This window comes from Pseudomonas sp. RV120224-01b, from assembly GCF_003208145.1.
GTDB lineage: Bacteria > Pseudomonadota > Gammaproteobacteria > Pseudomonadales > Pseudomonadaceae > Aquipseudomonas > Aquipseudomonas monteilii.
On sequence record NZ_QKMQ01000004.1, the window covers coordinates 207,216 to 221,091 of the forward strand.

At 64.0% G+C, this 13,876-nt stretch carries 11 protein-coding genes; 7 read left to right on the top strand and 4 right to left on the bottom strand.

Annotated features, from left to right (window positions below; translation table 11 throughout):
• Positions 1-4: 4 nt before the first annotated feature.
• From N436_RS09300 to yccS, 6 genes are all read left to right on the top strand, one after another.
• Positions 5-1,447, top strand: a complete 1,443-nt coding sequence (locus N436_RS09300) for a TldD/PmbA family protein (RefSeq protein ID WP_110740851.1) — start codon at positions 5-7, stop codon at positions 1,445-1,447.
• Positions 1,447-2,766, top strand: coding sequence for a TldD/PmbA family protein (locus tag N436_RS09305; RefSeq protein ID WP_110740852.1), 1,320 nt, complete (start codon positions 1,447-1,449; stop codon positions 2,764-2,766). The genes N436_RS09300 and N436_RS09305 overlap by 1 nt, the downstream gene beginning before the upstream one ends.
• 109 nt (positions 2,767-2,875) lie before the next feature.
• Positions 2,876-4,303, top strand: coding sequence for a multidrug transporter subunit MdtD (gene mdtD / locus N436_RS09310; RefSeq protein WP_016712374.1), 1,428 nt, complete (start codon positions 2,876-2,878; stop codon positions 4,301-4,303).
• A gap of 112 nt (positions 4,304-4,415) precedes the next feature.
• Entirely contained in the window at positions 4,416-5,753 is a 1,338-nt protein-coding gene (gene dbpA / locus N436_RS09315; RefSeq protein ID WP_232888511.1) for an ATP-dependent RNA helicase DbpA, read from the top strand.
• 153 nt (positions 5,754-5,906) lie between these two features.
• Entirely contained in the window at positions 5,907-7,088 is a 1,182-nt protein-coding gene (locus tag N436_RS09320) for an NAD(P)/FAD-dependent oxidoreductase (protein WP_110740853.1), read from the top strand.
• Positions 7,089-7,171: 83 nt separating this feature from the next.
• Positions 7,172-9,355, top strand: a complete 2,184-nt coding sequence (yccS, locus tag N436_RS09325; protein WP_110740854.1) for a YccS family putative transporter — start codon at positions 7,172-7,174, stop codon at positions 9,353-9,355.
• A 15-nt stretch (positions 9,356-9,370) separates the two neighbouring features.
• Here yccS and N436_RS09330 read toward each other — a convergent pair whose 3' ends face one another.
• Positions 9,371-10,108: an ABC transporter substrate-binding protein gene (locus N436_RS09330; protein WP_110740855.1), complete on the bottom strand. Its 738-nt coding sequence runs from the start codon at positions 10,106-10,108 to the stop codon at positions 9,371-9,373.
• 155 nt (positions 10,109-10,263) lie between these two features.
• Here N436_RS09330 and N436_RS09335 point away from each other — a divergent pair, with 155 nt between their 5' ends.
• Positions 10,264-10,716 carry a GNAT family N-acetyltransferase gene (locus N436_RS09335; protein ID WP_105946356.1) on the top strand — a complete coding sequence of 151 codons (453 nt, stop codon included), beginning with the start codon at positions 10,264-10,266 and terminating at the stop codon, positions 10,714-10,716.
• A gap of 32 nt (positions 10,717-10,748) precedes the next feature.
• Here the strand turns inward: N436_RS09335 and N436_RS09340 are convergent, their stop codons facing one another.
• The 3 genes from N436_RS09340 to N436_RS09350 are packed head-to-tail and all read right to left on the bottom strand — an operon-like array spanning position 10,749 to position 13,724.
• Positions 10,749-11,045: a helix-turn-helix domain-containing protein gene (locus tag N436_RS09340; protein WP_016395304.1), complete on the bottom strand. Its 297-nt coding sequence runs from the start codon at positions 11,043-11,045 to the stop codon at positions 10,749-10,751.
• Between the two features lie 12 nt (positions 11,046-11,057).
• The gene (locus tag N436_RS09345; protein WP_060500996.1) at positions 11,058-11,558 is read right to left on the bottom strand and encodes a M48 family metallopeptidase; all 501 of its coding nucleotides are present in this window, start codon (positions 11,556-11,558) and stop codon (positions 11,058-11,060) included.
• A gap of 39 nt (positions 11,559-11,597) precedes the next feature.
• Positions 11,598-13,724 carry a bifunctional diguanylate cyclase/phosphodiesterase gene (locus N436_RS09350; protein WP_110740856.1) on the bottom strand — a complete coding sequence of 709 codons (2,127 nt, stop codon included), beginning with the start codon at positions 13,722-13,724 and terminating at the stop codon, positions 11,598-11,600.
• Positions 13,725-13,876 lie beyond the last annotated feature (152 nt).

Consider the following 13,876-nt stretch of genomic DNA (forward strand, 5'->3'; position numbering starts at 1 on the left):
CCACATGTTCGATACCAGCGCCCTGCTGCGCCAGCGCTTTGCCGCGCTGCGCAGTACGGCCGAATTGTTTTCCCTGCGCCATGTGAAACAGTCGCACCAGGCGCTGTCGGTTCGCCGCAACGTTGCCGAACCACCCTTCTTCAGCCAGGACGAAGGCGTCATGCTAACCGTGCGGGTCAATGGCGTGGAGGCTTACGCGGCCACCGCCGACCTGTCCCAGGCGGGCTTGCAACACGCGTTGGAGCAGGCCGAGGCCCTGGCCCGGCAGATCGCCCGGCACAGCTTGCTCGACCTGCGCGACCAACCCGTGACCAGCGCGCGGCACGACCATATCTCACCCAACTTCGACCAGCCCGTGCCGTCCCTCGCCGACTGCCTTGGCTTGCTTGCCGCCGAGTCGGCCAGCGTCCCCAAGGACGACCGCCTGGTGGACTGGCAAGCCAGCCTGGGCCTGACCCTGGTCGAGCAAACCTACCTGAACTCTACCGGCGCCGAACTGCGCCATGCCCAGCGTTTCCTGTTCCCGGGGCTGGGCGTGACCGCCAGCGACGGGCAGGACAGCCAGAGCCGCAGCCTGGGCCGCGACAACTTCGGCCAGCAGGGTGGCTTCGAGATCATCGAGCGCTGCGGGTTGGTGGGCGCCGCCCGGCAGGTCGCCGACGAGGCGCTGCAACTGCTGCTGGCCCCCAACACCCCAAGCGGCCCGCGTGACCTGCTGCTGATGCCGGACCAGATGATGCTGCAGATCCACGAGTCCATCGGCCACCCGCTGGAAATGGACCGCATCCTCGGTGACGAGCGTAATTACGCTGGCACCAGCTTCGTCAAAGCCAGCGACTTCGGCCACCTGCAATACGGCTCCAGCCTGCTGAACGTGACGTTCGACCCGACCATCGGCGAAGAGCTGGCCAGCTACAGCTTTGACGACGACGGCACCCCGGCCAGCAAGCAGTTCCTGATCCGCGACGGCCTGCTGTTGCGCCCGCTGGGCGGCGCATTGTCGCAATTCCGCTCTGGCCTGGACGGCGTGGCCAACAGCCGCGCCTGCGGGTGGAACCGTGCACCGATCGACCGCATGGCCAACCTGAACATCGAGCCGGGCGACCAGAGCCTGGAGCAACTGGTGAAGGGCATCGAGCATGGCATCCTGATGCGCACCAACCGCTCCTGGTCCATCGACGATGCACGCAACAAGTTCCAGTTCGGCTGCGAATGGGGCCAGCTGATCGAAAACGGCGAGCTCAAGGGCATCGTCAAGAACCCCAACTACCGCGGCATCTCCGCACAGTTCTGGCGCAACCTGGCGGCAGTTGGTGACCGCAGCACCTTCCAGGTACTCGGCACGCCCAACTGCGGCAAGGGCGAGCCCAACCAGGTGGTGCGGGTCGGCCATGCATCGCCCGCCTGCGTATTCCGCCAGATCGACGTATTCGGAGGAGACGCCTGATGAAGCATGCTTTCGAAACCCTGGTCGGGGATGTGCGCGCCGCCCTGCAAGCAGGCGAGCAGTTCACCCTCGGCTACAGCGCCGAACAGTCGCAATTCGTGCGTTTCAACCACGCCAAGGTGCGCCAGGCCGGCACTGTAAGCCAGGCCAGCGCGCAACTGCGGTTGGTCCGTGATGGCCGCCAGGCGGAACAGCAGGTGACCTTGAGTGGCGACGCGCAACTGGACCGCCAGCGCCTTGCCGATGCCCTGACGCAACTGCGCCAGACCTTGCCGCTTTTGGCTGTCGACCCTTATCTGCGCCTGGACGAGACCGCCTGGCAGAGCCACAGCTTGCAGGAACACCCCCTGCCCGAGCTGAGCGACGTGCTCGCCCTGCTCGACCGCGAAGCAGGCGAGCTGGACCTGGTCGGTATCTACGCTGCCGGCCCGATCTGCCGGGGCTTTGCCAGTTCGTTCGGCGCCTTTGGCTGGCACCAGGCCAACAGCTTCAACTTTGACTGGAGCCTGTTCCACGACAATGGCCAAGCGGTAAAGGCCAACTATGCCGGCCAGGTTTGGAACATCGACGATTTCACGGCACGTTTGCGGCAGGCGCGGGAACAGCTGGGCTTCCTCGGCCACCCGGCGATCACCCTCAAACCCGGCAGCTACCGTGCCTACCTGGCCCCGGCAGCCATGGACGAAATCGCCGGCATGCTGTGCTGGGGCGGTTTTTCCGCACAGGCCTTGGCCACTGGCAACAGCGCCTTGCAGCGTTTGTACAACGGCGATGCCCGGCTGAGCCCACGGGTGAGTTTCACCGAGCAGGTCAGCGGTTCGCTGAGCCCGGCGTTTTCCGATGAGGGGGCACCGCGCCTGGATGTGCCGTTGATTCAGCAAGGCGAGGCGCAGCAGAGGTTGATCAGTGCACGCAGTGCAGCCGAGTTCGCGTTACTGGCCAATGGTGCCGACAGTTACGAATCGCCGTGTGCGCTGAGCCTGGCACCGGGTAACCTGGCCAGCGAGCAGGTGCTTGAGCGGCTGGGTACCGGGCTGTACATCAGTAACCTGTGGTACCTGAACTACTCTGATCTGCCGGCGGCGCGCATGACGGGGCTGACCCGGTTCGCGACCTTCTGGGTGGAAAACGGGCAGATTCAAGGGCCGGTGAGCACCATGCGTTTCGATGACAGCCTGTACAGTTTGCTTGGCAGCCAGCTGGAGGACCTGACCTGCGAGCGCGAGATGATCCTGTCGACCAGCACCTATGGACAGCGCAGTACCGGGTCGAGTCATTTGCCGGGGGCGCTGGTCAAAGGTCTCACACTGACATTGTGACTGGATTTGCTGGCCCTTTCGCGGCTAAAGCCGCTCCTACAGGGATCGCATAACCCTTGTGGGAGCGGCTTTAGCCGCGAAGAGGCCGGCACTGACAAACGAGGAAGTCATGCCCGAACGCCCACCGCTAGACCCCGTCACCGCCCGCTGGATCCCCTGGGTGGTGGCCATCGCCTTCTTCATGCAGTCCCTGGACGGCACCATCCTCAACACCGCACTGCCGGCCATGGCCCGCTCGCTGGCCGAAGACCCGCTGCGCATGCAGGGCGTGATCATCGCCTACATGCTCACCGTAGCCCTGCTGATCCCCGCCTCGGGCTGGATCGCCGACCGTTTCGGCACCAAGCGCATCTTCTTCAGTGCCATCCTGCTGTTCAGCTTCGGCTCGCTGCTGTGCGCCGCCGCCAACAGCCTGGGCTTTTTGATCTTCGCCCGCGTCGTGCAGGGCCTGGGCGGTGCCTTGATGCTGCCGGTCGGGCGCCTGGTGGTGCTGCGCGCCTACCCGCGCAGCGAACTGGTGCGGATCATGAGTTTCATCACCATCCCCGGCCTGCTCGGCCCGCTGCTTGGGCCGACGGTGGGTGGCTGGCTGGTGGAAATCCTCAGCTGGCACTGGATCTTCCTGCTCAACCTGCCCGTCGGCCTGATCGGCTGCTTTGCCGTCTGGAAGTTCATCCCGGACCTGCGCGGCGCCGAGCGCACCACGTTCGACGGCCCCGGTTTCCTGCTGTTTGGCGCCGCGATGGTACTGATCACCATCGCCATGGAAGGCCTGGGCGAGCTGCACCTGCCGCACTTGCGGGTGATGTTGCTGCTGTTCGCCGGCATGGCGTGCCTGGCAGCCTACTGGCTGCGTGCCGGGCGCGACCCGGAGCCTTTGTTCTCGCCCAGCCTGTTCCGCGTGCGCACCTTCGCCATCGGCATCCTCGGCAACCTGTTCGCCCGCTTGGGCAGTGGCGCCCTGCCGTTCCTGGTGCCGTTGCTGCTGCAGGTCGCGCTGGGCTACTCACCGGCCCAGGCCGGCATGAGCATGATCCCGCTGGCGGCAGCGGCCATGCTGGCCAAGTCCGTTGCCCGCCCGCTGATCGAGCGCTTCGGTTACCGCATCATCCTCACCGGCAACACCCTGCTGCTGGGCCTGCTGCTGGCCAGCCTGGGGCTGGTCGACGAGCAGACGCCCTACGCCGTGCTGCTGATTCAGTTGGGCTTGCTGGGGGCGGTCAACTCGATGCAGTTCACCGCGATGAACACCGTGACCCTGATCGACCTGGACGACGCCAGCGCCAGCAGCGGCAACAGCCTGCTGTCGGTGGTCGCGCAGCTGGCCCTGAGCCTGGGCGTAGCCTGTGCCGGTGCCTTGCTGGGCGGCTTTACCGCAGCGGGCAGCGCCGAAGGCGTGGAGTCCACCTTGGGCGCCTTCCAGCTGACGTTTGTCACCATCGGCGTGATGGCCATGCTGGCGGCGGCGATCTTCCTGCAACTGGCGCCGACGGACGGAAGGCGTGCCCGTCGTCCGGAAGAACACATGGAGTCGTAGGGCGAATGGCCATGAGGCTGGTAGACTGTGCGGCATTTTTCGCTTCGCACCGCAGGCCAGCCTCGTGACCACCGAATCCACCGCCTTTGCCACTCTGCCGTTGTCCGCCGCCATGCTGGCGAATCTGGACGCCCTCGGCTATGCCTCGATGACGCCGATCCAGGCCCAGAGCCTGCCGGTCATCCTCAAGGGCCAGGACCTGATCGCCCAGGCCAAGACCGGCAGCGGCAAGACCGCCGCCTTCGGCATCGGCCTGCTGAACCCGATCAACCCGCGCTACTTCGGCTGCCAGGCGCTGGTGCTGTGCCCTACCCGCGAGCTTGCCGACCAGGTGGCCAAGGAGCTGCGCCGCCTGGCCCGCGCCGAGGACAACATCAAGATCCTCACCCTGTGCGGCGGCGTTTCGCTGGGCCCGCAAATCGCCTCGCTGGAGCACGGTGCGCACATCATCGTCGGCACCCCGGGGCGTATCCAGCAACACCTGGACAAGGGCACCCTGGTACTCGATGGCCTGAACACGCTGGTGCTGGACGAAGCCGACCGCATGCTCGACATGGGCTTCTTCGACGCCATCGCCAGCATCATCGGCAAGACCCCGTCGCGCCGCCAGACCCTGCTGTTCTCGGCCACCTACCCGGCCGGCATCAAGCAACTGGCCGCCGACTTCATGCGCAACCCACAGCAGGTGAAGGTCGAAAGCCTGCACACCGACAACCAGATCGAACAGCGCTTCATCGAGATCGACCCGCAGCAGCGCCTGGAGGCCGTCACCCGCGTGCTCGGCCACTACCGCCCGCAGTCCTGCGTGGCGTTCTGCTTCACCAAGCAGCAGTGCGAGGACGTGGTTGCCCACCTGACCGCCAAGGGCATCGTCGCCCAGGCGCTGCACGGCGACCTGGAGCAGCGCGACCGCGACCAGGTGCTGACCATGTTCGCCAACCGCAGCAGCTCGGTGCTGGTGGCTACCGACGTGGCCGCGCGCGGCCTGGATATCGATGGCCTGGACATGGTCATCAACGTGGAGCTGGCGCGTGATGCCGAAATCCACGTACACCGTGTGGGCCGTACTGGCCGTGCGGGTGAGAAAGGTGTTGCAGTCAGCCTGGTGGCACCGGCCGAAGGCCACCGTGCCCAGGCCATCGAGGAGCTGCAGAAGAGCCCGCTGCGCTGGGACCAGCTGGACAGCCTGAAGAACAAAGGCGGCGAGCCGCTGCTGCCGGTGATGAGCACCCTGTGCATTGCAGCCGGGCGCAAGGACAAGCTGCGCCCGGGCGATATTCTGGGTGCGCTGACCGGTGATGCCGGTATCCCGGGCAAACAGGTGGGCAAGATTGCCATCTTCGACTTCCAGGCGTTCGTTGCCGTGGAGCGGGCGCTGGCCAAGCAGGCCATGCAGCGGCTGAACAGCGGCAAGATCAAGGGCCGCGCCCTGAAAGTCCGTATCGTCTGACCTATTTTGGGGCCGCTTGGCGGCCCTTTCGCGACACAAGGCCGCTCCCACAGGGTATTGCGCAAATTTCATATGTTGTGCAATCCCTTGTGGGAGCGGCCTTGTGTCGCGAAAGGGCTGCAAAGCAGCCCCGGCTATCCATGAGGTAACACCGTGCATTCCACCGACGTCATCATCCTCGGCGCCGGCGCCGCCGGCCTGATGTGCGCCCAGCTCAGCGCCCGTCGTGGCCGCCGGGTGCTGCTGCTCGACCACGCCAACAAGCCCGGCAAGAAGATCCTCATGTCCGGCGGCGGGCGCTGCAACTTCACCAACATGTACACCGAACCGGCCAACTTCCTGTCGCAGAACACGCATTTCTGCAAATCGGCCCTGGCCCGCTACACCCAATGGGACTTCATCGAACTGGTGTGCAAGCACGGCGTGGCGTACCACGAGAAGAAGCTCGGCCAGCTGTTCTGCGACAACAAGGCCAGCGACATCCTCGACATGCTGCTGGCCGAGTGCGACGAGGCTGGCGCCGAAATCCGCATGCACACCAGCATCGAACAGATCGAAAAGACAGAAACCGGTTACCTGCTGCAGACCAGCGGTGGCCAGTTCGCCTGCCAGTCGCTGGTGATCGCCACCGGCGGCCTGTCGATCCCGACCCTGGGTGCCACCGGTTTCGGCTACCAGGTGGCGCGCCAGTTTGGCCACACCCTGTTGCCGACCCGCGCCGGGCTGGTGCCGTTCACCATCACCGAGCCCCAACTCAAGGCACTGTGCACCGAGTTGTCCGGCACCTCGCTGGACTGCACCGCCAGCTGCAATGGCACCAGCTTCCGCGAGAACCTGCTGTTTACCCACCGTGGCCTGAGCGGCCCGGCGATCTTGCAGATTTCTTCGTTCTGGGAAGCCGGTGACACGGTGGAGATCAACCTGCTGCCCGACCGCGATGCGCTCACCTGGCTGCAACAGATGCAAACCGAGCGCGCCAACGCCGAACTGAAGACCGTGCTGGGCGAGGTGTTCACCCGCAAGCTGGCCAACCTGCTGGCCGAGCAGTGGTTCGAGTCCAGGCCGATGAAGCAGTACACCCCGGCAGAACTGGCACAGATCGCCGAAAAGCTGGCGAACTGGCAAGTGGTACCGGCCGGCACCGAAGGCTACCGCACCGCCGAAGTCACCCTGGGCGGCGTGGATACGCGCGAAGTGTCGTCCAAGACCATGGAATCGCTGAAAAGCCCGGGGCTGTACTTCATTGGCGAAGTGCTCGACGTCACCGGCCACCTGGGCGGTTTCAACTTCCAGTGGGCCTGGGCATCGGCCAACGCCGCAGCGCAGTTCGTGTAGAGTAGAATCCATTCAGCAGCACGGAACGCTTCTTGCTGGCCCGTGCTGCAATGCATTCTTCGCTTACTGCCTAGCAGGCCATCATGTCATCGAGCTCGTTCCGTCAGTCACTGCGTCGCCTGTGGGGCCAAGACAAGTTCAGCTACAGCATCCGGGTCACCATCGCCCTCACCGGCAGCCTGGCCCTGTGCTGGTACCAGAACGAGATGGCCCTGCTGATCCCCCTGTTCCTCGGCATCATCGCCAGTGCTCTGGCCGAAACCGACGACAGCTGGCAGGGCCGTCTCAGCGCCCTTGCCGTTACCCTCGTGTGTTTTGCCATCGCCGCGTTGGCGGTGGAGCTGCTGTTCCCCTACCCCTGGGTTTTCGTTGTTGCCTTGGCCTTGGCCGCATTCGGCCTGACCATGCTCGGTGCCTTGGGCGAACGCTACGGTGCCATCGCTTCAGCGACCTTGATCACAGCGGTTTACACCATGATCGGCGTGGACCAGCGCGGTGGCCAGGTGACGGACTTCTGGCACGAGCCTTTGCTGCTGGTGACGGGGGCGGCCTGGTACGGGCTGCTGTCGGTGCTGTGGCAGGCACTGTTCTCCAACCAGCCGGTGCAGCAAAGCCTGGCCAAGCTGTTCTTCGAGCTGGGCAGCTACCTCAAGCTCAAGGCCAGCCTGTTCGAGCCGGTACGCACCCTCGACGTCGAGGCCCGACGCCTTGAGCTGGCGCAGCAAAACGGCAAGGTGGTGGCGGCGCTCAACGCAGCCAAGGAAATCATCCTGCACCGGGTCGGCAACAGCCAGCCGAACTCCAAGGTCAGCCGCTACCTCAAGCTGTATTTCCTGGCCCAGGACATCCACGAGCGGGTCAGTGCCTCGCACTACCCCTATAACGCCCTGACCGACGCGTTCTTCCACAGTGATGTGATGTTTCGCTGCCAGCGCCTGCTGCGCAAGCAGGGTTCGTCCTGCCAGGAACTGGCGCGCTCGATTCGCCTGCGCCAGCCGTTCGTGCTGGCCAGCGGTTATCCCGAAGCCCTCGAAGACCTCAACGCTTCGCTAGAGCACCTGCGCATCCAGAGCAACCCGGCCTGGCGTGGCCTGTTGCGTTCGCTGCGGGCACTGGCCGCCAACCTGGCAACACTGGACCGCTTGCTCAGCGCCGCCAGCAACCCGGACAGCCTGGCCGACGCCAGCGACAGCAGCCTGCTCGACCGCTCCCCACGCTCGCTTAAAGACGTGTGGACACGCCTGCGCACCCAGCTGACGCCGACCTCGCTGTTGTTCCGTCATGCCCTGCGCCTGCCGCTGGCGCTGTCGATCGGCTACGGCATGGTGCACCTGATCCACCCCACTCAAGGCTACTGGATCATCCTGACCACATTGTTCGTGTGCCAGCCCAACTACGGCGCAACCCGGCGCAAGCTGGTACAGCGCATCTTCGGCACCGCCGTCGGCCTGACAGTGGGCTGGGCGTTGTTCGACCTGTTCCCCAACCCGGTCATCCAGTCGCTGTTCGCCGTGGTCGCCGGGGTGGTGTTCTTCGTCAACCGCACCACCCGCTACACCCTGGCCACGGCGGCGATCACCCTGATGGTACTGTTCTGCTTCAATCAGATCGGCGATGGCTATGGGCTGTTCCTGCCGCGCCTGTTCGATACCCTGGTGGGCAGCCTGATCGCCATCCTGGCGGTGTTCCTGTTCCTGCCTGACTGGCAAGGGCGGCGGCTGAACAAGGCACTGGCCAATACCCTGGCTTGCGCCAGCGTATACCTGCGCCAGATCATGCAGCAGTACGCCCACGGCAAGCGCGACGACCTGGCCTACCGCCTGGCCCGGCGCAATGCCCACAACGCCGACGCGGCGCTGTCCACCACCTTGGCCAACATGCTGATGGAGCCTGGGCATTTCCGTAAGGAAGCGGATGTGGGCTTCCGTTTCCTGGTGCTGTCACACACCCTGCTCAGCTACCTCTCCGGGCTGGGTGCACACCGCGACACGGCGTTGCCGGCGGAGGTCCAGGAGCAGTTGATCGAAGGTGCCGGGCAAAGCCTGGCCAGCAGCCTGGACGAAATAGCCAATGGGCTGGCGGCGCGGTTGCCGGTGGCAATTCACAGTGATGAAGAAGAGGCGCTGGCCAATGCCCTGGAGCAGATGCCGGAAGAACTGGATGAGCATCAGCGGCTGGTGCAGACGCAGTTGGCGCTGATTTGCCGCCAGCTGGGGCCGTTGCGGACCTTGGCGGCGCATCTAATCAAAGAAGGTGCGCCTGCCTGAGAGCAGGCGCAACCTTCAGAAACCATGCTGGCGCAGCAACCGCGCGTAACTGCCATCCGCCTTCATCGCCGCAATCGCCTGCTCGAACCCCTCGACAATCCGCGCATGCCCCGGGTGCTTCAGGCTAACCAGAATATGCAGGGTGTTCTCCCCCAACGGCGGCTCCACCAGCATCACCCCATCGCGCACGTCCTGCGGCTCACGCTGCAAGTTGTAACGCGCCACATACTCGTCCTCCACCGCCAGGTTCACCCGCCCGGCCGCCAGCATGCGCACCGCCGACGAAAAGTTGCGCACCGGCACCTTGTTCAACCGGGTATCGCCGTCGAATTCAGGTGAGTAGGCGTAATCACGCACCACAGCAATACTGTAGGGGTACAAGTCCGACTGGTGCTGATAGCGGAATGGCTCGCCCGTGCGTTGCAGCAGGCGAATACGGTTAGTCAGGTAAGCGCTGGAGAACTGCCCGATACGGGCACGCGAGTCGTTCTGCCAGGCATTGATCAGCACGTCGTAACGCCCTTCACTCACCCCCAGCAACGCCCGGGCCCAAGGCGCTTCTTCGAACGTAGTGGCATAGCCCGCGCGGGCCAGCGCCGTGGTGACAATGCTGGTAGCCAAGCCCCCGCCCGGCATGCTGGTATCAGTGAACGGCGGCCAGCTGTCGGCCACTAGGCGCAGCTTGTCGTGAGCCGCGACGGGGGCTGCCAGCATCATTGCCAGTAATCCCAGAACACAAAGCAGTGGCCGCATGCTCACGTCCTTTCGCAATGGGGGGCACACACTGCCGATGAGATTACACAAAGCCGTCGCCGAGGGCAGCGGCCAATAGTGTCATTTAGCCTCTATTTTGGCCGAAGGGCACAGGCCATGCGATGATCGACGGCTCACTCAAGGAGTTCGCGCCTATGTCCATCGACTGGCTCTGCAAGCACCACACCGACCTCGGCAAGGACCAGCTCTACGCCATTCTGCAATTGCGCACGGAAGTGTTCGTGGTAGAGCAGCGCTGCGCCTACCAGGAAGTGGACGGCCAGGACCTGACGGGCGATACCCTGCACCTGATGGCCTGGCAGGATGACAAGCTGGTCGCCTACCTGCGCCTGCTCGATCCGCAGTCACAGGGCGGGGATGTGGTGATCGGGCGAGTGGTGACTTCGCCGTCAGCGCGCGGGCTGAAGCTGGGGCATCCGTTGCTGCTCAAGGGGCTGGAGGCGGCTGAGCATTGCTGGCCAGGCGTACCGGTTTACCTGTCGGCACAGGCACATTTGCAAGGGTTCTATGCCCGCCACGGGTTTGCTGTGGTGGGAGAGGAATACCTTGAGGACGACATTCCGCATATCGGGATGCGCAAAGGTTGAGATTGCCGGGGCCAGTCTGAGGCCCCGGAACTTCACGGGTAGCCCAAAACTTCGCGGATCTGCCGCAGGTGCTGGATGATCCACTGCTTGTCGATCGCGCCCCAGTCATGAATGCGGTAATGCCCGGCATGGTTGCGTGCGCCTTCCTGCTGCTCGAACTCGCAGACGATGTCCAGGTCGGCCAGGGCGGCGATGGTGTCCTGGGCCGTGCGCCGTGGCATCCCGGTGGCCTCCATCAACGCGGGTACGCTGGTCGCGGTCTGGCTGTCGATCAGCCAGGCCACGTACAAACGGCGGTAGAAGCTGCTCTTGGTCTTGCTCACTTCCATGCTGCGTGGTCCTTAAACGTTGCCCGGCAGCTCCCGATAAGTCAGGTAGACGCGCAGGTCGAATTCCAGTTGGTGGTAGTCCGGCTCCATGTGCTGGCAGAGCTGGTAGAACGCCTTGTTGTGATCGCGCTCGCGCAGGTGCGCCAGTTCGTGCACCACGATCATGCGCAAGAACTGTGGCGCGGCCTCCTTGAACAACGAGGCAATGCGGATTTCCTTTTTCGCCTTGAGCTTGCCGCCCTGCACCCGCGACACCGCCGTATTCAGGCCCAAGGCCCGATGGGTCAGGTCGAGGCGGTTGTCGAACAATACCTTGTCCAGGCCCGGCGCGGTGCGCAGGTACTGCTGGCGCAGGTCCTGGGCATAGCCGTACAGCGCCTTGTCGCTTTGCACGTCATGGCGGTCGGGGTAGCGTCGCTGCAGGTACTCGCCCAGGCGGCCGCTGTCGATCATCTGCCGCACCTGCGCTTGCAGGTGCGGGGGGTAGGCTTGCAAGTAACGTAATACGGTCATGGCGCTGCATTCGGCGTAACGAATGCCGATTCTAGCCAATCATGGCCCAGGCCACGAGAAAATTGCCGGAAAGCCGCTGGCGTCCGCTGCGATCATTGGGTAAGCCACCAGGAAGCCCTGCACATATTCACAGCCATTGGCTTTGAGCCAGGCCGCCTGAGCCGGGGTCTCCACCCCTTCGGCAATCACCGTGATGCGGTAGTCGGCACACAGGCCAATCACACTGCGGACCAAGGCCGCATCCACCGCCGAGTCGGGCAGGCGTGCCACCAGGTGGCGGTCAAGCTTGAGGGTGTCGATTGGCAGGTCGCGCAGCATGCGCAATGAACAGTCACCCGCACCAAAGTCATCCAGCGCCACCCTCACCCCCAACTCGCGGAGGCGGTGTATCTGCTTCACGGCCGCATCGATGTTGTACATCAACGACGTTTCCGCCACTTCCACCTCCAGCTGCGCCGGGTCCAGTTGGTAAAGCTGGATGACCCGCTGCAACTCTTCAACCAGGCTGGGCATGACGAACTGCGCACGGCTCAAACTGATGCCGAGTACCAGGTCTGCGGGGAAGCGTTCATACCAGGCCTGGCGCTGAGCGGCCCCCTGCCGATAAATCCAGCTGGCCAGGCGGTTGATCAGCCGCGCTTCCTCCAGCAACGGAATGAACAGCCCCGGCGGCACGTCGCCGACGCTGGGGTGCTGCCAGCGCAACAATGCTTCGAAACCACGCAGACGGCCATCGATGAACGACACCTGCGGCTGATAGACCAAGGTGAAGTCCTGCTGCTCGATGGCGGTGCGCACGCTGTCTTCAAGCATCAGGCGCGAACGTGCCCGGCCGTTGAGTTCCTGGTCATAGAAGCGGTACTGCTGGCGCCCGGCCTGCTTCGCGGCGTACATCGCCGCATCGGCTGCACGCAACAGGCCTTCCACATTGGCGCCGCAGTCCGGGTAAGTGGCGATGCCGATGCTGACCCCAAGGCTCACATCGAGCCCTTCGATCTGGTGACTGATCGAAATACGCTCAAGCAATTTCTCGGCATATCGCCCTGCCTGCTCGGGGTAAGGCAGGCTATCAAACAGCGCGGTAAATTCATCACCGCCCATCCGCGCCAGCAACGCCTCGCTACCCAGGCAGTCCTTGAGTTGCTCGCCTACCCAGCGCAGCACGCGGTCACCGGTTTCGTGGCCCAGCGAGTCGTTGATGCGCTTGAAGCCATCCAGGTCCATGTACATCAGCGCCTGCGCCTTGTCCGAGCGCTCGTTACGCAGCAGCGCACCTTCGGCGGCCTGGTAGAAACCCCGCCGATTGAGCAACCCGGTGAGCGGGTCGGTAACAGCCTGGTACTCCAGCTGCTGGTGCAGGTTGCGCACCACCGACATGTCCAGCACCGTCACCACCATGGCCTGCTGATCGGCCGGCAGCGGTGCACAGGACAGCGCCACCGGCACCAGCTCGCCCCCCAAAGTGCGCAACTGGGCATCGTGTACGCGGAAAATGCGCCGCCCCAGGTAGGCCTGGTAGAAGTCGGACTCACCCCACAGGCTGGCATTGGCCAGTTGCACCAGGTCAAGCAGGTGAGCGCCCTGCAATTGCTGCACCGGTGCCGCCAGCAAGCGCGAAATGGCCGGGTTGGCAAAACTGATGACACCTTGGGCATCTACCACCAGGATGCCCTCAGCAGCATTCTCCAGGATCGATGCGTTGAATGCCCGCGCGGCCTCCAGCTCTCGGCTCAGACGTTGCAGCATGCGCCGGTTGCGCTGCTGTTCGAGCAAGGCCTGAACCTTGGGCTTGAGGATTTGCGGGTCGAACGGCTTGAACATGTAATCGACAGCGCCGCTGGCGTAGCCTTTGAGCACGGCGGCTTCGGATTGTTCGTTGGCGGTGAGGAAGATAATCGGGGTCAGCCGGGTGCGTTGGCTGCCACGCATTAGCCGGGCGACTTCGAAACCGTCCATTTCCGGCATTTGCACATCCAGCAGGACCAGGTCGACATCGTGTTCGAGCAACGCGCTCAAGGCTTCCATCCCTGAGCTTGCCGTCAACACTTGCCAATCCTGCCGGGCCAGCAAGGCCCGCATGCTGATGAGGTTCTCGGGGTAGTCGTCTACCACCAGAAGAACCGAGCTGCCATCCAGTGGCTGTGGTTGAGCTTGAGCGCCATCCATGCTGCTTCTCTGTTATGTGACCGACTTCAAAATACGGTTGGATCCATTAATACTCTAGACCCGAGGCCGTAACGCGCAATGCAATCAGAACGCTATCAGTGGCTCAACTGTACGGTAGCCGACTAACGGTCAGTCTGCCGGGATTATGTGCA

Bases quoted from the DNA above. Each gene is read 5' to 3' on its own strand.
- N436_RS09345 (WP_060500996.1), bottom strand. From the start codon at position 11,558: ATGACCGTATTACGTTACTTGCAAGCCTACCCCCCGCACCTGCAAGCG.
- N436_RS09340 (WP_016395304.1), bottom strand. From the start codon at position 11,045: ATGGAAGTGAGCAAGACCAAGAGCAGCTTCTACCGCCGTTTGTACGTG.
- N436_RS09330 (WP_110740855.1), bottom strand. From the start codon at position 10,108: ATGCGGCCACTGCTTTGTGTTCTGGGATTACTGGCAATGATGCTGGCA.
- dbpA (WP_232888511.1), top strand. From the start codon at position 4,416: ATGCTGGCGAATCTGGACGCCCTCGGCTATGCCTCGATGACGCCGATC.
- N436_RS09350 (WP_110740856.1), bottom strand. From the start codon at position 13,724: ATGGATGGCGCTCAAGCTCAACCACAGCCACTGGATGGCAGCTCGGTT.
- yccS (WP_110740854.1), top strand. From the start codon at position 7,172: ATGTCATCGAGCTCGTTCCGTCAGTCACTGCGTCGCCTGTGGGGCCAA.
- mdtD (WP_016712374.1), top strand. From the start codon at position 2,876: ATGCCCGAACGCCCACCGCTAGACCCCGTCACCGCCCGCTGGATCCCC.
- N436_RS09300 (WP_110740851.1), top strand. From the start codon at position 5: ATGTTCGATACCAGCGCCCTGCTGCGCCAGCGCTTTGCCGCGCTGCGC.
- N436_RS09305 (WP_110740852.1), top strand. From the start codon at position 1,447: ATGAAGCATGCTTTCGAAACCCTGGTCGGGGATGTGCGCGCCGCCCTG.
- N436_RS09335 (WP_105946356.1), top strand. From the start codon at position 10,264: ATGTCCATCGACTGGCTCTGCAAGCACCACACCGACCTCGGCAAGGAC.